Source organism: Paraburkholderia sp. 35.1 (assembly GCF_050436525.1).
GTDB lineage: Bacteria > Pseudomonadota > Gammaproteobacteria > Burkholderiales > Burkholderiaceae > Paraburkholderia > Paraburkholderia tuberum.
Genome location: NZ_JBNDMJ010000003.1, coordinates 1,474,473 through 1,497,313, shown reverse-complemented (window position 1 = coordinate 1,497,313; position 22,841 = coordinate 1,474,473). Strand labels below are relative to the sequence as shown.

The following is a 22,841-nucleotide window of genomic DNA, read 5'->3' as shown; positions in this document are numbered from 1 at the left end:
CTACTTCCCTTGCGCCAGAAACTTCTGCGCCAGTCGGACCCAATACGTCGATCCCACCGGCAACAACTCGTCGTTAAAGTCATAACTCGCGTTGTGCAGCATACAAGGGCCCGCGCCGTGGCCCGCCTCGCGGTGGCCGCCATCGCCGTTGCCCAAAAACGCATAGCAACCCGGTTTCGCCAACAGCATGAACGAAAAATCTTCGGCACCCATGGTCGGTTCAACCGCGTCATCGACATTTTCCGCGCCAACGATCTCTTTCATGACCGACGCCGCAAAACGCGCTTCCTCGCTGCTGTTGATCGTCGGGGGATAGTTCCGGTGGAATTGGACCTGAACGGAGCAATCGTATGCTTCGGCCGTACTGTGCGCGATCTTGCGCATGCGTGACTCGATCAGGTCGAGCGTTTCTGTAGTGAAGGTCCGAACGGTCCCCGCGATCCAAGCGTCGTCCGGTACCACATTGACCGCATCGCCCGCATGTATCTGCGTTATCGACAATACCGCAGTATCCAGCGGCTTTTTGTTTCGCGTGATGATGCTTTGCAGCCCGTTGGCAATTTGCACCGCCGCAAAGACCGGATCACGGCCATTGTGCGGTAGCGCTGCATGCGAGCCGACGCCCTTGATTTCGATGCGAAATTCATTGCTCGACGCCATGATCGGGCCTTCGGTTACGCCGAAGTGGCCCGCCGGCATGCCCGGCCAGTTGTGAATGCCAAACACGGCGTCCACGGGGAATTTGTTGAACAAGCCGTCGTCGATCATAGCCTTCGCGCCGGCGCCGCCCTCTTCAGCCGGCTGGAAAATGAACACGATCGTGCCGTCGAAAGCACCATGTTTGGCCAGGTAGTGCGCGGCACCGAGCAGCATCGCCGTATGCCCGTCGTGCCCGCACGCATGCATCTTGCCGTCGTTCGTCGACCGATGATCGAAGCTGTTGAGCTCCTGGATCGGCAGCGCGTCCATGTCGGCTCGCAGACCAATCGCGCGCGAGCCGTTACCTCGTTTCAATACGCCGACCACGCCCGTCTTGCCGAAACCACGGTGGGTCTCGATGCCCCAGGACTCGAGCGAACGCGCGACGAGATCAGCAGTCGCCGTCTCTTCGTAGCGCAGCTCCGGGTGGGCATGGATGGTTCGTCGAAGGGTCTGGATTTCGCCGCGAGCGGCCTGAATTTCGGGGATGAGTTTCATGATTGAGTGATTATGCGTTTGTGCTTGACGAGCATGAGATCGCCGCGGACCACGTCGGCCCGGGCACTGCGGATAATTCATTCTACGCCGAAGGCATTTTTGGTGGCGCCACCGAGGTCGGCGGCCTATAGACGTAATAAAATTCCACTTTGCGCGACCGCTTACTGCTCGCCAGGACACATTGCCGATGAACGCTCCGACCGAATTCGCGCGCGCCGTGTGCCCGCACGATTGCCCCGACACCTGCGCGATGCGCGTGACCATCGACAATGGACGGGCGATCAAGGTCGCCGGCGATCCCGACCATCCGCCGACTCAGGGCGTGCTGTGCACAAAGGTCAGTCGTTACGCGGAGCGTGTATACCATCCGAACCGATTGACGACGCCCATGAAGCGTGTCGGCCGCAAGGGCGAGGGCCGTTTCGAGCCAATCAACTGGGACGAAGCGTTCGACCTTGCCGCAAGCCGCCTCGGCGAGATTGTCCGTCGCGCGCCGGAAGCGATTCTGCCTTACAGCTACGCGGGCACGATGGGCCTGGTGCAGGGCGATAGCATCGCGCAACGCTTTTTCCACAAGCTCGGCGCCTCGCAGCTGGATCGCGCGATTTGCGCGGCGGCCGGCGCTGCCGGCCTCAAATACACGTACGGCGCCGGCATCGGTATGCACACCGAGTTTTTCGCCGAGAGCGAGGTGATCCTGATCTGGGGAGCGAATCCGATCGCATCGAATCTGCATTTCTGGACGCGCGCGCAGGAAGCCAAACGTCGCGGCGCCCGGCTGATCGCAATCGATCCGTATCGCTCGCTGACCGCGGAGAAATGCCATCAACACATCGCGCTAAAGCCAGGCACAGACGGCGCTCTCGCGCTCGGCATCATGAACGTCCTGATTACCGAGAATCTGCTCGATCAGGAGTACATCGCGGCGCACACGCTGGGCTTCGCCGACTTGAAGGTGCGTGCGCTCAGCTATCCATTGTCTCGGGTTAGTGAAATTTGTAGCGTCGAAGAAGAGGAAATCGCCGATCTTGCGCGACTTTACGCCAGCACGCGGAAAGCCGCGATTCGCTTGAACTACGGTCTGCAGCGGGTGCGTGGCGGCGGCAATGCAGTGCGCGCAATCGCGTGTCTGCCGTCGCTGACCGGCGCATGGCGCGAGCGCGCGGGCGGGGCGCTGCTGTCGTCGAGCGGTTGGGCACCGGTCGACTCGCACGCGTTGCAGCGTCCCGACCTGATGCCGGGTTGGCCGTCGAAGCCGAGCCGCGTGATCAATATGAATGCGATCGGCGACGCGTTGCTGCATCCGGGCGACGCGACGTTCGGCCCCAAGGTCGAGGCGATCGTGGTCTACAACTCGAATCCGGTCGCGGTCGCACCGGACTCCGAACGCGTCGCGGCGGGTTTTGGGCGCGAGGATCTGTTCACGATCGTGCTCGAGCATTTCCAGACCGACACCGCGGATTATGCCGACCTGCTGTTGCCTGCCACGACGCAGCTCGAGCATCTCGACGTGCACAAGTCGTACGGTCACACGCACGTGATGGTCAACCTGCCCGCCATCGCGCCGTTCGGCGACGCACGGCCGAATACCGAGATCTTCCGCAGCCTCGCGCGCCGCATGGGCATGACGGAACCGGCGCTCTTCGACAGCGACGAAGCCGTCGCGCAAGCCGCATTTCGCTGGGACGACAAGACGCTGGACGGTGTCGACTGGCCGATGCTGAAGCAAGCCGGCTGGGCCCGTCTCAATGTGCCTGACGCGCCATTTGCCGACGGTGGTTTTCGCACGCCATCCGGCAAGTGCGAGTTCTACAGCGAGCGCCTTGCGCAACAGGGCCTCGACCCGCTGCCGGACTACCTGCCGCCCTACGAATCGGCCGACGGCGCGCCCGAACTGGCGGTCCGCTATCCGCTCGCGATGATTTCACCGCCCGCGCGCAACTTCCTGAACAGCACCTTCGTCAACATCGAGAGTCTGCGCGCGACGGAAGGCGAGCCGCATCTGGACATCCACCCTGCCGACGCGCACGCGCGCGGCATCGGCGACGGCGATCAGGTGCGCATCTTCAACGACCGCGGCTCGATGCAAGCGCGTGCCCGCGTGACCGACCGGGCGCGCGAAGGCCTGGTCGTCGGGTTGTCGATCTGGTGGAAGAAGCTCGCGCCGGACGGCCGCAACGCGAACCAGTTGACGAGCCAGGCACTCACCGATTTCGGCGGTTCGGCGACGTTTTACGACTGTCTCGTCGACGTCGAGCGGGCCTGAAAGCCGCGCCGCACATTGAAGCTGGCGCCCAGCCTCGCAAGTTCGAGGCTGCCGTCTAACCTCATCGCTTTGCCCATTGGCCGCAATATGCCCATGCTACGATGCGTTTTTAGCACGACCATTCGAAAATAATTCAGGAGACGCTGCATGGAGAAAATCTGGCTGAAATCTTATCCGCCCGGCGTTCCAGCAGAGATCGACCCGACACGCTATTCGTCGGTGGCCGAGTTGCTCGAGGAAGCCTTTCGCGAACACCGCGCAAAGCCGGCGTTCGTGTGCATGGGCAAGCAGATCAGCTACGGTGAACTCGACGAACTTTCGCGCAATCTTGCAGCGTGGCTGCAGTCGAAAGGGCTCACGCGCGGCTCGCGTGTCGCGATCATGATGCCGAACGTGCTGCAGTATCCAGTCGCGCTCGCCGCGATTCTGCGCGCGGGCTATGTGGTCGTGAATGTGAATCCGCTGTACACGCCGCGCGAACTCGAGCACCAACTGAAGGACAGCGGCACTGAGGCGATCATTCTGCTCGAGAATTTCGCGGGGACCTTGCAAGCAATCGTGCGCAATACGGCGGTCAAGCATGTGGTCGTCGCGGCGATGGGCGACCTGATGGGCATCAAAGGCCCGCTCGTGAACTTCGTCGTGCGCAAGGTCAAGAAGATGGTGCCGGCGTGGAGCCTGGCTGGGCACGTCAAGTTCAACGACACGCTCTCGGAGGGCGCACGTCTGACGTTCAAGCCGGTCCGGCAGGGGCCCGACGATATCGCGTTCCTGCAATACACTGGCGGCACCACCGGCGTGGCCAAGGGCGCGACGCTGCTGCACCGGAACCTGATCGCGAACGTGCTGCAGTCGGAGGTCTGGCTCAATCCGGTGCGCGCGAACCGCACGGATATCGATCAGTTCATTACGGTCGTCGCGTTGCCGCTGTATCACGTGTTCGCGCTGACCGTGTGCGGGCTGCTGACGATCCGCACCGGCGGTCTCGGCGTGCTGATTCCGAATCCGCGCGATATCCCCGGCATGATCAAGTCGCTCGAGGGGTATGCGATCACGACGATTCCCGCGGTCAACACGCTCTACAACGCGATGTTGAACAGCCCCGACTTCCATAAGCTCGACTTCTCGAAGCTGCTGACCGCGAACGGCGGCGGCATGGCGGTGCAGGAGGCGGTCGCGAAGCGCTGGTTCGAGCTGACGCGCACGCCGATCGTCGAGGGCTACGGGCTCTCGGAAACGTCGCCGTGCGTGACCTGCAATCCGGTCACCGCCACCGAATACAACGGCACGATCGGCCTGCCACTGCCGTCGACCGAAGTCTCGATCCGCGACGACGAAGGCAACGAAGTGCCGCCCGGCCAGTCCGGCGAGATCTGCATCCGCGGCCCGCAGGTGATGGCGGGCTACTGGAACAGGCCCGACGAAACCGCCAAGGTGATGACGGCGGATGGCTTCTTTAAATCAGGCGACGTCGGCATCATGGGCGCGGACGGCTTTGTGAAGATCGTCGATCGCAAGAAGGACATGATTCTGGTGTCCGGCTTCAACGTGTATCCGAATGAAGTCGAGGACGTCGTCGCAAAGCTGCCGGGTGTGTTCGAAGTCGCGGCGGTGGGTGTACCGGATCAGCATTCCGGCGAGGCAGTGAAGCTGTTCGTCGTGAAAAAGGATCCGTCGCTGACCGACGAACAGATCTTCGCATACTGCAAAACGCAACTGACCGGCTACAAGCGGCCGAAGGTCGTCGAATTCCGCACCGAGTTGCCGAAGAGCAATGTCGGCAAGATCCTGCGCCGCGAGTTGCGCGACGGCAGGGCTTAAGCGAGCGAAAAACAAAAGCCCGGCGCACGAAAGTGCGCCGGGCTTTTTGTTGCCCGTACAAAATCCGCGCATAAAAAAAGGCGCCCGAAGGCGCCTTTGAGACAAACTGCGTTTTTTTACGACTTATTAGAACTTGTGACGGATACCGATGCGAGCCGTGAACTGGTTGCTGCTCGTCGAACCGGTCAGGCCGTTGATGCCTGCCGTTGCTGCGACCACCTGACCCGTTGCGTTGACCGTGTCGCCCAAAGCGTGCTGGTACACGCCGACCAGGTACACGTCGGTACGCTTGGACAGGAAGTAGTCCACGCCCAGCGCGCCTTGGTGGTACTGAGCACGCGAGTTGCCTTCGATCTGCTCGCCGCGCGTGTAGTCATACGCTGCGCCGACCAGCAGTGCCGGGGTCAACTGATACTTGAAGTTGATTTCGCCGTTGTTGAACGTTGCCTTCTGGCCAGCGAACGGCGACGCGAACGTCTTGCCGAGGTTGCCGAACTGGATGTTCGAATACGTCAGGCCGATGGTTGCCGCGCCAAACGTGTATGCACCGCCCGCGCCGACGACCTGGTACGTGTTGGCCGATGCGAAGCCTGCGTAGATCGGGGTCGTGACTGCGAAGTTAGCTGCAGTAGTACCCACGGCCGGCGTATTCGTTGCGATCGTGCCGCCGTTGTTGAACAGACCGCCCGAAGCTGCCGGCGTACGCGCGTTCAAATAACCCAAGCCCAATTGCAGCGGACCGTTGTTATAGCCAGCACCCAACGACCAGATCTGGTTGTGCGTGAAGTCACCGGCGACGCCGCCGAAGCTATACGTGCCGCCGAACGTCAGGCCGTTGTAGTTTTTGCTGGTGTACTTGACCGTGTTGTTGGTGCGATACGCGTTGTTGAAGTTATCGATATCGCCCGGGTGAGCGGCGATGTAGCCGCCCCACTGATCACCCGATTCGAACGGACCCACGTAGTCGACGACGGAGTCGTACTGACGACCCAGCGTGACCGTGCCGAACTGGCTCGACAGACCGACATATGCCTGACGACCGAACATCAGGCCGCCTTGACCGAGCTTGCCGTTGGTCACGTCAAAGCCGTTTTCCAACACGAACAGGGCCTTCAGACCGCCGCCCAGATCTTCAGTGCCACGCAGGCCGAAACGCGAGCCTTGCAGGACGCCGCTGGACATGTTGTACAGATGCTTACCGCCCGAGTTGGTGTTCATGTTGATACCAACGTCTACGATGCCGTACAGGGTCACGCTGCTCTGCGCATGAGCGACGCCTGCGAATGCGCCCAGTGCTGCGAGAGCGAGAAGCGACTTTTTCATCGAATGATCTCCAAGGAATACGAATCTTTTGTACAAGGCGAAATATTTAGTTAGTGCTGAAGGCCTTGCTGTCCAACTTCGCGAGAAGTTGCCACGTAATGTAACAAAAGGCATACATGGAACAAAGAAAAAGGAGTCGCTCGGGAAGGCCGCTGTTTCGTTTACGCAACATGGTCTAGAATCGCAAATTAACCGCCCATTGCATGCGGATTGGTGCCTGTCGGGCCACCGGTTTCGCGTCGCGAGGCCTTGTCGCACGGACCTTCCGGAACGATGCGGCGGTATCGAATCAGGGAGCGCTTTATGTTGCTGGACGAGTTGATTGGCGAGTTTGATCGGGGTTTACGCTCACTGATGGGGGCCTCGCGGATGAGCCGTCCGCTGCCGCTTCCGCAGGCTTCCGCGGCGACGGCCGAAGCTCCCGAACTCTCGCCCGCGGAGCGCGCGCATGCGGCGGGTTTGATGCGAGTGAACCACGTCGGCGAAGTGTGCGCGCAGGCGCTTTACCAGGCGCAGAAACTCGCCACCGACTCACCTTCATTGCGCGCCATGTTCGATCACGCCGCGTCGGAAGAAGAGGATCATCTGGCGTGGACCGCCAAACGCCTCCAGGCGCTCGACTCGCGTCCGAGTCTGCTCAATCCGCTGTGGTACACCGGCGCGCTCGCGATCGGTCTCGCCGCGGGGCGTCTCGGCGATCGCGTGAGTCTTGGCTTCATGGCCGAAACGGAGCGCCAGGTCGAGCAGCATCTCGACAGTCATCTCGACCAGCTCCCCGCCGCGGACCATGAATCGCGCGCGATCGTCGAGCAGATGCGCGTCGATGAAGCGCAGCACGGCAAGGCCGCGATGGACGCGGGCGGCATCGAGTTGCCGTTTCCTGCACGCGCGTTGATGCGTGCGATGTCGAAGGTGATGACGCGCACCGCCTATTACATATGAGCGTTTCACCCGCTTCGCTTCGCTAACCGGAGCACCGCACGTATCGCCTCAACCATCGCTGAACGCATTTCCGCAAGCGAGACGGCGCCGCGCGCCCTGTTCGTCGTCGGTCCGGGCGACGCCGCCTCTTTCCCTTTCAGAATCCCTTGACGATCTCTTTCAATTCGCGGTGTTTTCTCGCACTTTTCACGTATCACCTTCACAAGTTGCACTAGCCCATTCATTTATAACGGTTTTCCGTTTTTATGCGGGACGTGAAGGAGTCGCCCTAAGTCCTTGTTCTAGCAAACAAAAACCGCTCGAAAAGCGCGCCGCTCCCTTGACCCGTGTTTAGCGTTCCTCTAAAGTGGGAGACAGTGTGAGAAAGTGTATTTTTGTGTGTTCTCGGCATCACTTTCGGGTAGATTTTCACGGACCGGGCGGGCGGCGCAAACAGCGCCGCAATAGGGGAGAGCGAAGTGTTCCAAGGGGCGTCGGCGCTGACGCTCGATGCGAAAGGGCGGATGTCGATTCCCTCTCGTTATCGGGATGCGCTGCAAACACAGGCAGAGGGCCGGGTGACGATCACCAAGCACCCGGACGGCTGCCTGTTGCTCTTTCCGCGCCCCGAATGGGAAATCTTCCGTGACAAGGTTGACAAGCTGCCCATGAACGCCGCCTGGTGGAAACGCATTTTTCTCGGCAATGCAATGGATGTGGATATGGACGGCGCAGGCCGTGTGCTCGTGTCGCCGGAGTTGCGAGCGGCTGGCTCGCTGGAGAAAGAAGTGACCTTGCTCGGCATGGGCCGCCATTTCGAGCTGTGGGATGCACAGATCTACGCCGCGAAGGAACAGGCGGCGATCGCCGAGGGCATGCCCGACGCGTTGAAAGATTTCACGTTCTGATCGCGGCTTATTTATATGGCTTCTGCGATGGGAAACGAATTGCAGCATCGCACGGTGCTGTTGAACGAAGCGGTCGATGCGCTGGTCACGCGCGCCGACGGCACGTATGTGGACGGCACGTTCGGCCGTGGCGGCCATAGCCGCCTCGTGCTGGAACGGCTCGGTGAAGCAGGGCGGCTGATCGCGTTCGATAAAGATCCGCTCGCGATCGCGACGGCGCAGAAGATCGCCGATCCGCGCTTTGCCATCGTCCACGAGAGTTTTGCTTCACTGCGCGCCGCGATGGCGGAGCGCGGGGTAGGGCGTGTGTCGGGGGTGTTGCTGGATCTGGGCGTGTCGTCGCCGCAAGTCGACGATCCGGAGCGGGGCTTCAGCTTCCGCGCCGACGGCCCGCTCGACATGCGGATGGACCCGACGCGCGGCGAGTCCGCCGCTGACTGGCTCGCGCGGGCCACGGTGCAGGAATTGACGGAGGTGATACGAGATTATGGGGAAGAACGGTTTGCTTTTCAGATTGCAAAGGCGCTTGTTGCTCGCCGGGCAGAGTCCGACCGTCTTGGGCCTCTCGTCAGCACGGGCGAGCTTGCCCAAATCGTGGCTAACGTCGTCAAAACCCGTGAGAAGGGCAAGGACCCGGCAACCCGCACCTTTCAGGCTATACGGATTCACGTCAATCAAGAGCTTGCGGAGCTGCAAGTCGTTCTAGAAGCAGCGTTGTCGTTGTTGGAGCAAGGGGGGCGGCTGGTGGTCATCAGCTTTCATTCGCTCGAGGACCGGATCGTCAAGCGATTCATGCAGGCGCACGCGAGCACGCCGGCGGTGGATCGCCGTCTGCCGATCCGCGCGGTCGACCTGCCGAGCCCTCCGCTCAAGATCATCGGCCGCGTATTCGCGAGCGACGCTGAGGTCGCCGGCAACCCGCGCGCCCGTTCTGCCGTGATGCGCGTGGCGGAGCGGATCGCGCCATGAACCGCCTCAATATTTTCCTGCTGATCATCGTGATGGGCTGTGCCTTGTCGGTCGTCAACGCGACCAATCAGCAGCGTCAGATCTTTATCCAGCTGCAGCGCGCGCAGTCGCAGGAGCGTCAGCTGCAGCAGGACTATTCGCAGCTTCAATATCAGCAGAGCGCGCTGTCCAAAACGTCGCGCATCGAGCAGCTCGCCACCGCCTCGCTGAAGATGCAATCGGTCACCACGGGCCGCACCCAGTACCTGACGCTCGCCCCGGGCGCCGCGACGGCGATCGACGCACCCATTCCGACTTCCGCGCCGGCCTCGGCGCCGGTCGCGACCCGTCGCGGAGCCACGCGATGAAAAAATCGTCGGCCCACAAGAGCGTTGCGTTTTCGGCCAACCCGATTCTGTCGGTGCGCCTGCCGATGTGGCGCTCGAAGCTCGTCGTGTTCCTGCTGTTCATGGCGTTCGTCGCGCTTGCCGCGCGCGCGTTCTGGATTCAGGGCCCGGGCAACGCGTTCTATCTGAAGCAGGGCGAGATCCGCTATCAGCGCCGCATCGACATGCCGGCCACGCGCGGCAAGATTCTCGACCGCAACGGTCTCGTGCTCGCCACGAGTCTGCCGGTGCGTGCAATCTGGGCGATTCCCGAATCGGTGCCCGACGACCTCGGCGCCGACAAGCTCGACGCGCTCGGCAAACTGCTCGGCATGACCACTAGGGAATTGCGCTCGAAGCTGTCGGAAGACAAGACCTTCGTCTACGTGAAGCGCCAGGTGCCGGTCGACGTCGCAGAAAAAGTCGCGGCGCTCGACATCCCCGGCATTTACTCGCGCGACGAGTACAAGCGCTTCTATCCGGAAGGCGAGATCACCGCTCACCTGATCGGCTTCACAAACGTCGAGGACGAGGGCCAGGAAGGCGTCGAGCTCGGCGACCAGAAGCTGCTCGCGGGCATGTCGGGCAGCCGTCGCGTGATCAAGGACCGGATGGGCCACATCATCGAGGACGTCGACGAACAGGTCGTGCCGCACAACGGCAAGGACGTCGATCTGTCGATCGACAGCAAGATCCAGTACATCGCCTATACGAACCTGAAAGCGGCCGTCGAGAAATTCAAGGCGAAGGCCGGCGCGGCGATGGTGATCGACGTGCGCACCGGCGAAGTGCTCGCGCTCGTCAATTACCCGACCTACAACCCGAACGACCGCTCGCACCTGACCGGCGACCAGCTGCGCAACCGCATCCTGACCGACACGTTCGAGCCGGGTTCGATCATGAAGCCGTTCACGGTGTCGCTCGCGCTCGATCTGCACCGGGTGACGCCGACTACACTGGTAGATACGGGCAACGGCCACTTCGTACTCGACGGCGCGCCGATTACCGACGACAGCGGCTTCGGCGTGCTGACGGTCGGCGGCGTGATCCAGAAGTCGAGCAACATCGGCGCGACCAAAATCGCGATGCAGTTGCGGCCCGAAGAGATGTGGAACATGTACACCAGCATCGGTCTCGGCCAGGCGCCGAAGGTCGGCTTTCCGGGCGCGGCGGCGGGCCGTCTGCGTCCGTGGAAGAGCTGGCGCCGTATCGAGCAGGCGACGATGTCGTACGGCTATGGCCTGTCGGTGTCGCTGTTCCAGCTCGGCCGCGCGTACACCGCGATCGCGCACGACGGCGAAATCATGCCGGTGACGATTTTCCACACGCCGGGCGACCCGCCGGCCACCGGTCCGCAGATCTTCTCGCCGACCACCGCGCGTGAAGTGCGCGCGATGCTCGAAACCGTGGTGTCGCCGCAAGGCACGTCGCCGGATGCGGCGGTGCCCGGCTATCGCGTCGGCGGCAAGAGCGGTACCGCGTACAAGCACGGTCCGCACGGCTACGACCACTCCAAATATCGCGCCTCGTTCGTCGGCATGGCGCCGATGCCGAATCCGCGCATCGTCGTGGCGGTGTCGGTCGACGAGCCGACGGCCGGTAGCCACTTCGGCGGCCAGGTGTCGGGCCCGGTGTTTTCGGGCATCGCCGGGGATACGCTGCGCGCGCTGAACGTGCCGCCCGACATGCCCGTCAAGCAGATGGTCGTGTCCGACGATTCGGCGCCGCCCGCGCCCGGCGCGCCGGCCACGCCGCCCGTGGTAAAGAGGCTGTCGACGAGCCCCGGCGTGAAGAAGATGACCATTTCCGCCACCCCGAAAAATCATCCAGGAGTCGAGCGATGAGCGCGCTGCGCGAGCAACATCCAGCGCACCGGCAGATCGCCGACGCCCTCGCCTGGCTGCACGCGCACGTGCAGCCAGGCGCGCATCTGCACGCCGACACGCGCTCGCTCGCGGCCGGCGACGCGTTCTTCGCGTACGCGGTCGATGGCGCGGACAACCGCGCATTTATCGACGCGGCCATCGAGCGCGGTGCGGCCGCCGTGCTGGTGCAACCCGAAGGTTTCAGCGGCACGCTCGACGCGGCCGCCGCACATGCGGTGCCGGCGTTGAACGAACTCGCCGGCACGATCGCGAGCGCGTGGTATCGCGATCCGAGCGACGCGATGCTCGCGGTCGGCATCACCGGCACGAACGGCAAGACCTCGTGCAGCCAGTGGGTCGCCGCGGCGCTGTCCGCGCGCGGCATGCGCTGTGCGATCGTCGGCACGCTCGGCACTGGGCTCGTCGGCCAGCTCGTGCACACCGGCTTCACGACGCCCGACGCACCGCAATTGCAACGCAGCCTCGCGCAATTGCGCGACGCGGGCGCGCAGGCGGTGGCGATGGAAGTGTCGTCGCATGCGCTGCACCAGGGGCGCGTGAACGGCACCGCTTTCGACATCGCGGTGTTCACGAACCTGACGCAGGACCATCTCGACTATCACGGCACGTTCGAAGCCTATGAAGCCGCCAAGGCGCGTCTGTTCGCCTGGCCCGAGCTGCGCGCGGCCGTGATCAATCGCGACGATGCCGCCGGCCGGCGTTTGCTCGCGAGCACGCGTAGTCACGCGCGCACGATCGCGTATGGCATCGAGGGCGAGCATGGCGACGCCGACGCTGACGGCACACCGCAAGCCGACGCGTGGCTCACTGCATCGAACGTGCATGCCACCGCGACCGGCACCGCGTTTCATCTGAGCACCTCGGACTGGGGCAACGCCGAAGTCGAAGTGCAAACGCTCGGCCTCTTCAACGTCGGCAATCTGCTCGCGGTGCTCGGCGTGCTGCTCGCCGCCGACGTGCCGTTCGACGCTGCGCTCGCCGAACTCGCGAAGCTCGAACCGGTGAACGGCCGCATGCAGCGTCTGGGCGGCCGACTGCAAAACGACGAGCCGCTCGTCGTGATCGACTACGCGCACACACCCGATGCGCTCGAAAAGACGCTCGAAGCACTGCGGCCGATCGCGACCGCGCGCGGCGGCGAACTCGTCTGCATGTTCGGCTGCGGCGGCGACCGCGATGCGACCAAGCGTCCGCTGATGGGCGCGATCGCCGAGCGGCTGGCGGACGACGTCGTCGTGACGAGCGACAACCCGCGCAGCGAAGATCCGCTCGCGATCATCGACCAAATTGCCGCGGGCATGCAGGAAGCGTCGCAGGCGCGCCGCATCGAGGACCGCGCGAGCGCGATCCTGCAGGCGATCCGCGGCGCCGCGCGCGAAGACGTGATCGTGCTGGCCGGCAAGGGGCACGAAGCCACACAGGAAATCATGGGCAAGAAACGCGCTTTCTCCGATCAGGACCACGCCCGCCTCGCGCTTGCCGCGCGCGCCACACAAACACGCGGAGGTGGCGAATGAACATGTTCTCGCTACGTGCAGCCGCCGCGCAGATCCCCGGCGCGAGCGTCACCGGCGACGACAGCGTGCGCTTCGAGCGCGTGTCGACCGACAGCCGCAGCGCTGGCCCCGGCGATCTGTTCATCGCGATCAAGGGCGACCGTTTCGACGCGCACGACTTCCTGCCGCAAGTGGCCGAGCGCAACGTCGCGGCGGTGCTCGTCGCGCGCACGCCGGATAGCTGGAGCGTGCCCGCGATCCGCGTCGCCGATACGCGCGAAGCGCTCGGCGCGCTCGCGCGCGGCTGGCGTCGTCAGTTCGAGCTGCCGCTCGTCGCGGTCACGGGCAGCAACGGCAAGACCACGGTCAAGGAAATGATCGCCTCGATCTTCGCGGCCGCAGTCGGCGCGGATGCGCGTCTCGCGACCGCGGGCAATTTCAACAACGACATCGGCCTTCCGCTCACGCTGTTCCGTCTGCATGCCGCGCATCGGCTCGCGGTGGTCGAACTCGGCATGAACCATCCGGGCGAAACTGAACAGCTCGCGAAGCTTGCCGAGCCGACGGTTGCCGTCGTCAACAACGCGCAGCGCGAGCACCAGGAATTCATGGCGACCGTCGAGGCGGTCGCGCTCGAACACGCGAGCGTGATTCACGTGCTGTCGCCGGAAGGCACGGCGGTATTCCCCGCCGACGACGCATACGCGAGCATCTGGCGCGTCGCCGCGACCGGCAGCCGCATCATCGATTTCGCGTTGGACAGCGCGGAGCGCACGACCGAAGCCGCGGTGAAGGGCAGGTTCGACGGCAAGCGTTTGAGTATCGACACGCCGCAAGGCCATCTCGACGTCACGCTGCAGGTGCTCGGCAATCACAACGCGCACAACGCGCTCGCGGCGGCCTCCGCCGCGTTGGCAGCGGGCGTGTCGCTCGACGCGATCCAGCGCGGCCTCGAATCGTTCGGCGCGGTGAAGGGCCGTCTGCAGGTCAAGCAGGCCGTGCTCGGCACGCTCGCGGGCGCAACCGTGATCGACGACACCTACAACGCGAATCCCGATTCGATGCGCGCCGCGATCGACGTGCTCGCGTCACGTGAATCGCCGCGTGTGCTGGTGATGGGCGACATGGGCGAAGTCGGCGACAACGGCCCGGCGTTTCACCGCGAAATCGGCGCGTATGCGAAAGAGCGCGGTATCGACGCGCTGTATGCGATCGGCGACGCCTCGCGCGACGCCTGCACCGCATACGGCGCGGGTGCGCACCACGTCGCCGATGTCGGCGCACTGGTCGCGCAACTGCAGCAGGCCGGCTTCGGCGCTGCCGCAACGCTTCTCGTGAAAGGCTCGCGCTTCATGCAGATGGAGCGCGTGGTGGACGCCGTTACGAGTCCACAACCCAACGCCGCGGGCACGACGCCCGCTGCACATTGAAATAGAAGGATCCAGGCATGCTACTGGCGCTGGCGCAATGGCTGCAGAATGACGCAAGCTTCTTGCGCGTGTTCAGTTATCTGACGTTTCGCGCGGTGATGGCGACCATCACCGCGTTGTTGATCGGGCTCGTTTGCGGCCCGGCGGTCATTCGCAAGCTGACCGCGATGAAGGTCGGCCAGGCCGTTCGCAAGGACGGCCCCCAAACTCACCTCGTCAAATCGGGCACGCCGACGATGGGCGGCGTGCTGATCCTGCTCGGCATTGCCGTGGCCACGCTGCTGTGGGCCGATCTGACCAACCGCTTCATCTGGATCGTGATGCTCGTCACGTTCGGCTTCGGCGTGATCGGCTGGGTCGACGATTACCGCAAGGTCGTCCACAAGGACCCGCGCGGCATGTCGTCGCGCGAGAAGTATTTCTGGCAATCGGTGATCGGCTTGTTCGCGGCGGTTTATCTCGCGTTCAGCGTGTCCGAGGCGAGCAACGTGCGCGTGTTCGACCTGTTCATGGCGTGGGTGCGCAGCGGTCTGTCGATGGGCCTGCCCGCGCGCGCCGACCTGCTGTTGCCGTTCTTCAAGTCGATGACCTATCCGCTCGGCGTGTGGGGCTTCATCGTGCTCACGTATCTGGTGATCGTCGGCGCGAGCAACGCGGTGAACCTGACCGACGGCCTCGATGGCCTCGTGATCATGCCGGTCGTGCTGGTCGGCGCGTCGCTCGGCGTGTTCGCGTACGTGATGGGCAGTTCGGTCTACTCGAAGTACCTGCTGTTTCCGCACATCCCCGGCGCGGGCGAATTGCTGATCTTCTGTTCGGCGATGGGCGGCGCGGGTCTCGCGTTCCTTTGGTTCAACACGCACCCGGCGCAGATGTTCATGGGCGACGTCGGCGCGCTGGCCCTCGGCGGCGCGCTCGGCACCGTTGCGGTGATCGTGCGTCAGGAAATCGTGCTGTTCATCATGGGCGGCATTTTCGTCGCGGAAACGCTGTCGGTGATGCTGCAGGTCACGTGGTTCAAATACACGAAGCGCCGTTACGGCGAAGGGCGGCGGCTCTTCAAGATGGCACCGCTGCATCACCATTTCGAATTGTCGGGCTGGAAGGAAACGCAGGTGGTCGTGCGTTTCTGGATCATCACGTTGATGTTGTGCCTGTTCGGTTTGTCCACGCTCAAATTGCGTTAAGCAGCAGTATTTAAGGAAGCAGGCGATGTTCGGCGAGAAGTTTCGGGATCGGCAAAAGCCGATGGTGCTCGTGCTGGGACTGGGTGAATCCGGTCTCGCGATGGCGCGCTGGTGCGCCAGGCACGGCTGTCGGCTGCGCGTGGCCGATACGCGCGAAGTGCCGCCGAATCTGTCCGCGCTCGAAGCGCATGGCGTCGATGCCGATTTCGTCGGCGGTCCGTTTTCGCCGGTGCTGCTCGAAGGCGTCGAGCTGGTCGCGATCAGCCCGGGACTGTCGCCGCTGGCCGCCGATCTGCTGCCGCTGGTCACGGCGGCGCGCGAGCAGGGCATCCCGGTGTGGGGCGAACTCGAACTGTTCTCGCAGGCGCTGCGCACGCTCGGCGAGTCCGGCTACGCGCCGAAGGTGATCGCGATCACCGGCACGAACGGCAAGACCACGACGACGAGTCTCGCCGGCTTGCTGTGCGAACGCGCGGGCAAGAAGGTCGCGGTGGCGGGCAACATCAGCCCGTCGCTGCTCGACAAGCTCTCCGAAGCGATCGACCAGACCGCGCTGCCCGACGTGTGGGTGCTCGAACTGTCGAGCTTCCAGCTAGAGACCTCGCATACGTTTACGCCGGACGCGGCCGCCGTGCTCAACATCACGCAGGATCATCTGGACTGGCACGGCGGACTCGATGCGTACGTAGCCGCGAAGGGCCGCATCTTCGGTACACGGACGGTGCGCGTGCTGAACCGCGACGACGCACGCGTGATGGCGCTCGCGCCCGCCAGCGGCGACGCGGAGGTCGTCACGTTCGGCGTGACCGAGCCGAAGAACGACGGTGACTATGGCCTCCTGCGCGACAACGGCATGGTGTGGCTCGTCGAAGCGCAAGATCGCGACGCGAGCGACGAGTCCCCCAAGGGGACTTCCTTCGGGGCGCCGACGCCGAAGCGCCGTCGCAAGAACGAAGCAGCCGCAACGCCCGACATCGCGTCGAAGCGTCTGATGCCCGCCGACGCACTGCGCATCCGTGGCCTGCACAACGCCGCCAACGCGTTGGCCGCGTACGCGCTCGCACGCGCGATCGGCCTGCCCGGCGCGCCGCTTTTGCACGGCCTGCGCGAATATCGCGGCGAGCCGCATCGCGTGGAACTGATCGCGTCGATCGACGGCATCGACTATGTGGACGACAGCAAGGGCACCAACGTCGGCGCGACGGTCGCCGCGCTCGACGGTCTCGCGCAGTGCGTCGTGCTGATCGCCGGCGGCGACGGCAAGGGTCAGGAGTTCGAGCCGCTCGCCGCACCGGTGATGCGCTGGTGCCGCGCGGTGATGCTGATCGGCCGCGACGCGCCACAGATTCGCGCGGCGCTCGAACATTGCGGCGTCGCGATGACCGATCACGCGACTCTTGAAGACGCGACGCGCGCGGCCACCGCGCTCGCGCAGCCCGGCGACGCGGTGCTGCTGTCGCCCGCGTGCGCGAGCTTCGACATGTTCAAGGGTTACGCACACCGCGCGGCGGTATTCCGCAGCACGGTCGAAGATATCGCGGCCGAACGGGGGACGATGATATGAGCTGGTCGGAACGTTTCGGCTCGCGCGAACCCTCCGGCGGCAACGGCGCCGCGGCGCGCACGTCCACCCGCACGGGCGGCAGCGGTCTCGCGAGCGCGGTCAACGGCGTGCGGCCGCTGCGCTCGCGCATGCTCGACTACGACCACTCGCTGCTGTGGGTCGTCGTCGCGCTGCTCGGGCTCGGCGTCGTGATGGTGTACTCGGCGTCGATCGCGATGCCCGATTCGCCGAAGTACGCGTCGTATCGCGATTGGGCGTTCCTCGTGCGCCAGCTCATCTTCGTGCTGATGGGCGCGGCGGTCGGCGTCGCGTCGTTCCGCATTCCGATTTCGACGTGGGACAAGTACGCACCGAAGCTCTTCCTGATCTCGCTCGTCGCGCTCGTAATCGTGCTGATCCCGCACATCGGCAAGGGCGTGAACGGCGCGCGCCGCTGGATTCCGCTCGGCATCACGAACATGCAGCCGTCGGAAATCATGAAGCTCGCGGTGACGATCTACGCGGCGAACTACACGGTGCGCAAGCAGGAATACATGCACAGCTTCGCCAAGGGCTTTCTGCCGATGGCCGTCGCGGTCGGTCTCGTCGGCATGCTGCTGCTGCTCGAGCCGGACATGGGCGCGTTCATGGTGATCGCGGCGATCGCGATGGGCGTGCTGTTCCTCGGCGGTGTGAACGGCAAGCTGTTTGGCGGCCTCGTCGCGACCGCGGTGGGCACGTTCACGTTGCTGGTGTGGGCGTCGCCGTGGCGTCGTGAGCGGATCTTCGCCTACCTCGATCCGTGGGACGATCGCTACGCGCAGGGCAAGGCGTATCAGCTGACGCACTCGCTGATCGCGTTCGGGCGCGGCGAGTGGTTCGGCGTCGGTCTCGGCGGCAGCGTCGAGAAGCTCAACTATCTGCCGGAAGCGCATACCGACTTCATTCTCGCGGTGATCGGCGAGGAGCTCGGTTTCGTCGGTGTGCTCGTCGTGATCCTGATGTTCTACTGGATCGTGCGCCGTTCGTTCGAGATCGGCCGCCAGGCGCTCGCGCTCGATCGCACGTTCGCGGGTCTGGTCGCGAAGGGCGTCGGCATATGGTTCGGCGCGCAGACCTTCATCAACATGGGCGTGAACCTCGGCCTACTGCCGACCAAGGGCCTGACGTTGCCGCTCGTCAGTTACGGCGGCTCGGGCATTTTGTTGAACTGCGTGGCGATCGCGGTGCTGATGCGGGTCGACTATGAAAATCGTGTGTTGATGCGCGGGGGCAAGGTATGACGGCTCTGCCACAACGCACGCTGATGGTGATGGCCGGCGGCACCGGGGGACACGTGTTCCCGGGGCTCGCGGTCGCACATCTGATGCAGGCGTGGGGCTGGAAAGTCGTGTGGCTCGGCAACCCCGCGGGCATGGAAGCGACGCTGGTACCGAAGCACGGCATTCCAATGGAGTACCTGCGCTTCGGCGGCGTGCGCGGCAAGGGTCTGAAGACCAAGCTGATGCTGCCGGTGAATCTGCTGCGCGCGTGCACGCAGAGTTTGAGCGTGCTGCGTCGCGTGAAGCCCGACGTGGTGCTCGGCATGGGCGGCTACATCACGTTCCCGGCCGGTCTGATGACCGCGCTGAGCGGCCGGCCGCTCGTGCTGCACGAACAGAATTCGATCGCGGGTCTCGCGAACAAGGTGCTCGCGAAGCTCGCGAAGCGCGTGCTGGTCGCATTTCCGGATGCGCTGCCGCACAGCGAATGGACCGGTAATCCGATTCGCGAGGAACTTGCGCGGGCGAATCCACCCAAAGCACGCTACGCGCAGCGTAATGGTCCGCTGAACATGCTCGTCGTGGGCGGCAGTCTCGGCGCCGCGGCGTTGAACGAAGTCGTGCCGCGCGCGCTCGCGCTGCTTGGCTCCAACGAGAGACCGCGCATCATGCATCAGGCGGGCGCGAAGCATATCGACGCTCTGCGCGAGAACTACGCGGCGGCTGGTTTGCAGGCTGGTGCGGACGTCTCGCTCGTGCCGTTCATCGACGACATGACGAGCGCTTACGAAGCAGCCGATCTGGTGATCTGCCGCTCGGGCGCGATGACCGTGTCGGAGATCTCGGCGGTCGGCGTCGCGGCGCTGTTCGTGCCGTTCCCGTACGCGGTCGACGATCACCAGACCACTAATGCAGCGTTCCTCGCCGACAACGGCGCGGCGCTGGTCGTGCAACAACGCGATCTGTCGGCGGAAAAGCTCGCCGACTGGTTGCGCAGCCAGACGCGGGAAAGTCTCGCGGAAATGGCGGAGCGTTCGCGCTCGCTCGCGAAACCGGATGCCACCGAACAGGTCGCGCAGATCTGCGCGACCGTGGCGGCTGCGGGTTCGATGGCGGGCGTGAGCCCAGAAGGAAAGCAATGAAACACATCGTCAAACACATTCATTTCGTCGGCATCGGCGGCGTGGGCATGAGCGGCATCGCCGAAGTGCTCGTCAATCTCGGCTATCAGGTGAGCGGCTCGGACCTGTCGGGCAACGCGGTCACCGAGCGCCTCGCCGGGCTCGGCGCGCGCATTTCGATCGGGCACGCGGCGGAGAACATCGAAGGCGCGAACGCGGTGGTGGTGTCGACCGCGGTGCGCAGCGACAACCCGGAAGTGCTGGCCGCGCGTCATCGCCGCATTCCGATCGTGCCGCGCGCGGTGATGCTCGCGGAGTTGATGCGTCTGAAGCAGGGCATCGCGATTGCCGGCACGCACGGCAAGACCACGACCACGTCGCTGGTCGCGAGCGTGCTCGCCGCGGGCGGGCTCGATCCGACCTTCGTGATCGGCGGCCGGCTGATCAGCGCGGGCGCGAATGCGCGCCTCGGCACCGGCGACTTCATCGTCGCCGAGGCGGACGAATCGGACGCGTCGTTCCTGAACCTGTTCCCGGTGATCGAGGTCATCACGAACATCGACGCCGATCATATGGACACCTATGGTCACGACTTCGCGCGTCTGAAGCAGGCCTTCATCGAATTCACGCACCGTTTGCCGTTCTACGGCATCGCGGTGCTGTGCGTCGACGATCCGAACGTGAAGGAGATCCTGCCGTTCGTGTCGAAGCCGATCATCCGCTACGGTTTCGCGGCCGATGCGCAGGTGCGCGCGGTCAACGTCGAAGCTCGCGAAGGCCGCATGCATTTCACCGTGATGCGCGAAGACGCGGCGCCGCTCGACGTCACGTTGAACCTGCCGGGCGAGCACAACGTGCAGAACGCGTTGGCCGCAATTGCAATTGCGACTGAACTCGAAGTGAAAGATGCCGATATCCAGCGAGCGCTCGCGGATTTCAACGGCGTCGGCCGACGCTTCCAACGCTATGGCGAAGTGCCGGTTCTCAGCGACGGCCAGGCCGCGGGCTCCTACACGCTGGTGGACGACTACGGTCACCACCCGGTCGAAATGGCCGCCACGTTGGCGGCGGCGCGCGGCGCATTTCCGGGCCGGCGTCTGGTGCTGGCGTTCCAGCCGCACCGCTTCACGCGCACGCGTGATTGCTTCGAGGATTTCGTGAAAGTGCTGTCGACCGTCGACGCGCTCGTGCTGACCGAAGTCTATGCGGCCGGCGAAGCGCCGATCGTCGCCGCCGACGGCCGCGCATTGGCGCGCGCGCTGCGCGTCGCGGGCAAGGTCGAGCCGGTGTTTGTCGATACGGTGGATGAAGTGCCGGACGCGCTGTCCACGGTGGTGCGCGACGGCGATGTGGTGATTACGATGGGCGCGGGTTCGATCGGCGGTGTGCCGGTTCGACTCGCTCAGGAACAGAAGGTGTGAGATGAGCAGTATCGACCCTAAACAATTCGGCAAGGTGGCAGTGCTGCTCGGCGGTAATTCCGCCGAGCGCGAGGTGTCGCTCAATTCCGGGCGCCTGGTGTTGCAAGGCCTGCGTGACGCGGGCGTCGACGCGCATCCGTTCGATCCGGCCGAGCGTCCGCTGTCCGCGTTGAAGGATGAAGGCTTCGTGCGCGCGTTCAACGCGCTGCATGGCGGCTACGGCGAGAACGGCCAGATCCAGGGCGCGCTGGATTTCTATGGCATCCGTTACACCGGTAGCGGCGTGCTCGGCTCGGCGCTCGGTCTCGACAAGTTCCGCACCAAGCTCGTGTGGCAGCAGCTCGGCATTCCGACTCCGCCGTTCGAAGCGGTGCTGCGCGGTGACGACTACGAAGCGCGCGCCAAGGAGATCGTCGCGAAGCTCGGTCTGCCGCTGTTCGTGAAGCCGGCGAGCGAAGGTTCGAGTGTCGCCGTGATCAAGGTGAAGCGCGCGGATGCGCTGCCGGCCGCGTTGATCGAAGCCGTGAAGCACGACCGTATCGTCGTGGTCGAGAAGAGCATCGAAGGCGGCGGCGAATACACCGCGTGCATCGCCGGCAATCTGGACCTGCCGGTGATCCGCATCGTGCCGGCCGGCGAGTTCTACGACTACCACGCGAAGTACGTCGCCAACGACACGCAGTATCTGATTCCGTGCGGTCTCGGCGCCGAAGAGGAAGCGCGCCTGAAGGTGCTCGCGCGCCGCGCGTTCGATGTGCTCGGCTGCACCGACTGGGGCCGCGCGGACTTCATGCTCGACGGCGAAGGCAAGCCGTACTTCCTCGAAGTGAATACGGCGCCCGGCATGACCGATCACTCGCTGCCGCCGAAAGCGGCGCGCGCGGTCGGCATCAGCTATCAGGAACTGGTGGTCGGCGTGTTGGCGCTGACGCTGCAGGATTAACCAAGGCAACCGCAAGCGACACCATGTGGAACAACGTTCGCCAGCTCAATCTCGCCACCAACGCGCTGCACGCGTTGCTGGTGCTCGTGCTGCTGGCGGCGGGCGGTTACTGGCTGATCCAGCGCCCGAATTTCGCGCTGCGCGAGATCCAGATCGACGGCGATACCGAGCACATCAATTCGCCGACGGTACGCGCCGGCGTGGTGGGGCGACTGAAGGGCAACTACTTCACGGTCGATCTCGACGCCGCACGGCAGGCGTTCGAGCAGATGCCGTGGGTGCGTCACGCGAGCGTACGGCGCGTGTGGCCGAATGCACTGGCTGTCACGCTCGAGGAGTACAAGCCGCTTGGGACGTGGGGCAGCGATCAGCTGGTGAGCGTCGACGGCGAGCTGTTCACCGCGAATCAGGGCGAGCTCGACGGAGACCTGCCGGCGTTCGACGGCCCGGACGGTACGGCGAAGGAAGTCGTCGCGCGTTATCACGACTTCCAGAAGTGGTTCGCGGCGATCCACGAGACGCCCGAGGAAGTGACGCTGTCGCCGCGCTACGCGTGGACGGTGAAGCTGTCGAACGGCACGCAGGTGGAGTTGGGCCGCGAACGCAATCAGGACACGCTGGCCGATCGCAGCAAGCGCCTGACCGCGGCATGGAGCGCGGTGACGCAACGTTGGGGAAAGGATATCGAGAATGCGGACTTGCGCTATCCGAACGGTTTCGCGATTCGTGCCACTGGCATGCGCTTCATCAGCGAACCCGACAAGGGCAAGAAGTAAACGGAC

Annotated in this window: 18 protein-coding genes; 16 read left to right on the top strand and 2 right to left on the bottom strand. The window is 64.3% G+C overall.

From position 1 onward, the window contains the following. Complete coding sequence (locus OKW27_RS26965) at nucleotides 1-1,197, bottom strand: M20 aminoacylase family protein (protein WP_090801984.1); 1,197 nt, start codon at nucleotides 1,195-1,197, stop codon at nucleotides 1-3. 187 nt (nucleotides 1,198-1,384) lie between these two features. Here OKW27_RS26965 and OKW27_RS26960 point away from each other — a divergent pair, with 187 nt between their 5' ends. Continuing rightward, a complete protein-coding gene (locus OKW27_RS26960) occupies nucleotides 1,385-3,463 on the top strand; it encodes a molybdopterin-containing oxidoreductase family protein (protein WP_429335357.1) in 2,079 nt (692 codons plus the stop codon). A 147-nt stretch (nucleotides 3,464-3,610) separates the two neighbouring features. Then, nucleotides 3,611-5,284 carry a long-chain fatty acid--CoA ligase gene (locus tag OKW27_RS26955; RefSeq protein WP_090801981.1) on the top strand — a complete coding sequence of 558 codons (1,674 nt, stop codon included), beginning with the start codon at nucleotides 3,611-3,613 and terminating at the stop codon, nucleotides 5,282-5,284. Nucleotides 5,285-5,410: 126 nt separating this feature from the next. Here the strand turns inward: OKW27_RS26955 and OKW27_RS26950 are convergent, their stop codons facing one another. After that, entirely contained in the window at nucleotides 5,411-6,607 is a 1,197-nt protein-coding gene (locus OKW27_RS26950; protein ID WP_090801980.1) for a porin, read from the bottom strand. Nucleotides 6,608-6,910: 303 nt separating this feature from the next. On the opposite strand from OKW27_RS26950, the gene coq7 reads away from it, so the two are divergent. The 14 genes from coq7 to OKW27_RS26880 all read left to right on the top strand — a co-directional run bounded on the left by coq7 (nucleotide 6,911) and on the right by OKW27_RS26880 (nucleotide 22,835). Continuing rightward, a complete protein-coding gene (gene coq7, locus OKW27_RS26945; RefSeq protein WP_429335356.1) occupies nucleotides 6,911-7,549 on the top strand; it encodes a 2-polyprenyl-3-methyl-6-methoxy-1,4-benzoquinone monooxygenase in 639 nt (212 codons plus the stop codon). Between the two features lie 458 nt (nucleotides 7,550-8,007). Further along, the gene (gene mraZ, locus OKW27_RS26940) at nucleotides 8,008-8,436 is read left to right on the top strand and encodes a division/cell wall cluster transcriptional repressor MraZ (protein WP_013090620.1); all 429 of its coding nucleotides are present in this window, start codon (nucleotides 8,008-8,010) and stop codon (nucleotides 8,434-8,436) included. 15 nt (nucleotides 8,437-8,451) lie between these two features. Beyond that, complete coding sequence (gene rsmH, locus OKW27_RS26935; protein ID WP_090801977.1) at nucleotides 8,452-9,405, top strand: 16S rRNA (cytosine(1402)-N(4))-methyltransferase RsmH; 954 nt, start codon at nucleotides 8,452-8,454, stop codon at nucleotides 9,403-9,405. Next, a complete protein-coding gene (gene ftsL, locus OKW27_RS26930) occupies nucleotides 9,402-9,752 on the top strand; it encodes a cell division protein FtsL (RefSeq protein ID WP_090801975.1) in 351 nt (116 codons plus the stop codon). Before rsmH ends, ftsL begins: the two co-directional genes overlap by 4 nt. Next, on the top strand, nucleotides 9,749-11,614 hold the full coding sequence (locus OKW27_RS26925) for a peptidoglycan D,D-transpeptidase FtsI family protein (protein ID WP_429335355.1): 1,866 nt from the start codon (nucleotides 9,749-9,751) through the stop codon (nucleotides 11,612-11,614). Before ftsL ends, OKW27_RS26925 begins: the two co-directional genes overlap by 4 nt. Continuing rightward, on the top strand, nucleotides 11,611-13,173 hold the full coding sequence (locus OKW27_RS26920; protein WP_429335354.1) for a UDP-N-acetylmuramoyl-L-alanyl-D-glutamate--2,6-diaminopimelate ligase: 1,563 nt from the start codon (nucleotides 11,611-11,613) through the stop codon (nucleotides 13,171-13,173). The genes OKW27_RS26925 and OKW27_RS26920 overlap by 4 nt, the downstream gene beginning before the upstream one ends. Further along, nucleotides 13,170-14,582: a UDP-N-acetylmuramoyl-tripeptide--D-alanyl-D-alanine ligase gene (locus tag OKW27_RS26915; RefSeq protein WP_429335353.1), complete on the top strand. Its 1,413-nt coding sequence runs from the start codon at nucleotides 13,170-13,172 to the stop codon at nucleotides 14,580-14,582. Before OKW27_RS26920 ends, OKW27_RS26915 begins: the two co-directional genes overlap by 4 nt. Nucleotides 14,583-14,599: 17 nt before the next feature. Continuing rightward, nucleotides 14,600-15,769, top strand: a complete 1,170-nt coding sequence (gene mraY, locus OKW27_RS26910) for a phospho-N-acetylmuramoyl-pentapeptide-transferase (RefSeq protein WP_090801969.1) — start codon at nucleotides 14,600-14,602, stop codon at nucleotides 15,767-15,769. A 25-nt stretch (nucleotides 15,770-15,794) separates the two neighbouring features. Continuing rightward, a complete protein-coding gene (gene murD, locus OKW27_RS26905; protein ID WP_429335352.1) occupies nucleotides 15,795-17,333 on the top strand; it encodes a UDP-N-acetylmuramoyl-L-alanine--D-glutamate ligase in 1,539 nt (512 codons plus the stop codon). Continuing rightward, on the top strand, nucleotides 17,330-18,595 hold the full coding sequence (gene ftsW, locus OKW27_RS26900; protein ID WP_090801966.1) for a putative lipid II flippase FtsW: 1,266 nt from the start codon (nucleotides 17,330-17,332) through the stop codon (nucleotides 18,593-18,595). The genes murD and ftsW overlap by 4 nt, the downstream gene beginning before the upstream one ends. After that, the gene (gene murG, locus OKW27_RS26895) at nucleotides 18,592-19,716 is read left to right on the top strand and encodes an undecaprenyldiphospho-muramoylpentapeptide beta-N-acetylglucosaminyltransferase (protein ID WP_429335351.1); all 1,125 of its coding nucleotides are present in this window, start codon (nucleotides 18,592-18,594) and stop codon (nucleotides 19,714-19,716) included. The genes ftsW and murG overlap by 4 nt, the downstream gene beginning before the upstream one ends. Further along, entirely contained in the window at nucleotides 19,713-21,116 is a 1,404-nt protein-coding gene (gene murC / locus OKW27_RS26890) for a UDP-N-acetylmuramate--L-alanine ligase (protein WP_184066906.1), read from the top strand. The genes murG and murC overlap by 4 nt, the downstream gene beginning before the upstream one ends. A gap of 1 nt (nucleotide 21,117) precedes the next feature. Continuing rightward, the gene (locus tag OKW27_RS26885; protein WP_429335350.1) at nucleotides 21,118-22,059 is read left to right on the top strand and encodes a D-alanine--D-alanine ligase; all 942 of its coding nucleotides are present in this window, start codon (nucleotides 21,118-21,120) and stop codon (nucleotides 22,057-22,059) included. Between the two features lie 23 nt (nucleotides 22,060-22,082). Then, nucleotides 22,083-22,835 carry a cell division protein FtsQ/DivIB gene (locus OKW27_RS26880; protein WP_090801961.1) on the top strand — a complete coding sequence of 251 codons (753 nt, stop codon included), beginning with the start codon at nucleotides 22,083-22,085 and terminating at the stop codon, nucleotides 22,833-22,835. Nucleotides 22,836-22,841: the final 6 nt, after the last annotated feature.

Coding starts and splice junctions, on each gene's coding strand:
- mraY (WP_090801969.1), top strand. CDS start 14,600: ATGCTACTGGCGCTGGCGCAATGGCTGCAGAATGACGCAAGCTTCTTG.
- OKW27_RS26925 (WP_429335355.1), top strand. CDS start 9,749: ATGAAAAAATCGTCGGCCCACAAGAGCGTTGCGTTTTCGGCCAACCCG.
- OKW27_RS26955 (WP_090801981.1), top strand. CDS start 3,611: ATGGAGAAAATCTGGCTGAAATCTTATCCGCCCGGCGTTCCAGCAGAG.
- OKW27_RS26885 (WP_429335350.1), top strand. CDS start 21,118: ATGAGCAGTATCGACCCTAAACAATTCGGCAAGGTGGCAGTGCTGCTC.
- OKW27_RS26950 (WP_090801980.1), bottom strand. CDS start 6,607: ATGAAAAAGTCGCTTCTCGCTCTCGCAGCACTGGGCGCATTCGCAGGC.
- OKW27_RS26965 (WP_090801984.1), bottom strand. CDS start 1,197: ATGAAACTCATCCCCGAAATTCAGGCCGCTCGCGGCGAAATCCAGACC.
- OKW27_RS26920 (WP_429335354.1), top strand. CDS start 11,611: ATGAGCGCGCTGCGCGAGCAACATCCAGCGCACCGGCAGATCGCCGAC.
- murD (WP_429335352.1), top strand. CDS start 15,795: ATGTTCGGCGAGAAGTTTCGGGATCGGCAAAAGCCGATGGTGCTCGTG.
- rsmH (WP_090801977.1), top strand. CDS start 8,452: ATGGCTTCTGCGATGGGAAACGAATTGCAGCATCGCACGGTGCTGTTG.
- OKW27_RS26880 (WP_090801961.1), top strand. CDS start 22,083: ATGTGGAACAACGTTCGCCAGCTCAATCTCGCCACCAACGCGCTGCAC.
- murG (WP_429335351.1), top strand. CDS start 18,592: ATGACGGCTCTGCCACAACGCACGCTGATGGTGATGGCCGGCGGCACC.
- ftsL (WP_090801975.1), top strand. CDS start 9,402: ATGAACCGCCTCAATATTTTCCTGCTGATCATCGTGATGGGCTGTGCC.
- ftsW (WP_090801966.1), top strand. CDS start 17,330: ATGAGCTGGTCGGAACGTTTCGGCTCGCGCGAACCCTCCGGCGGCAAC.
- OKW27_RS26960 (WP_429335357.1), top strand. CDS start 1,385: ATGAACGCTCCGACCGAATTCGCGCGCGCCGTGTGCCCGCACGATTGC.
- coq7 (WP_429335356.1), top strand. CDS start 6,911: ATGTTGCTGGACGAGTTGATTGGCGAGTTTGATCGGGGTTTACGCTCA.
- OKW27_RS26915 (WP_429335353.1), top strand. CDS start 13,170: ATGAACATGTTCTCGCTACGTGCAGCCGCCGCGCAGATCCCCGGCGCG.
- murC (WP_184066906.1), top strand. CDS start 19,713: ATGAAACACATCGTCAAACACATTCATTTCGTCGGCATCGGCGGCGTG.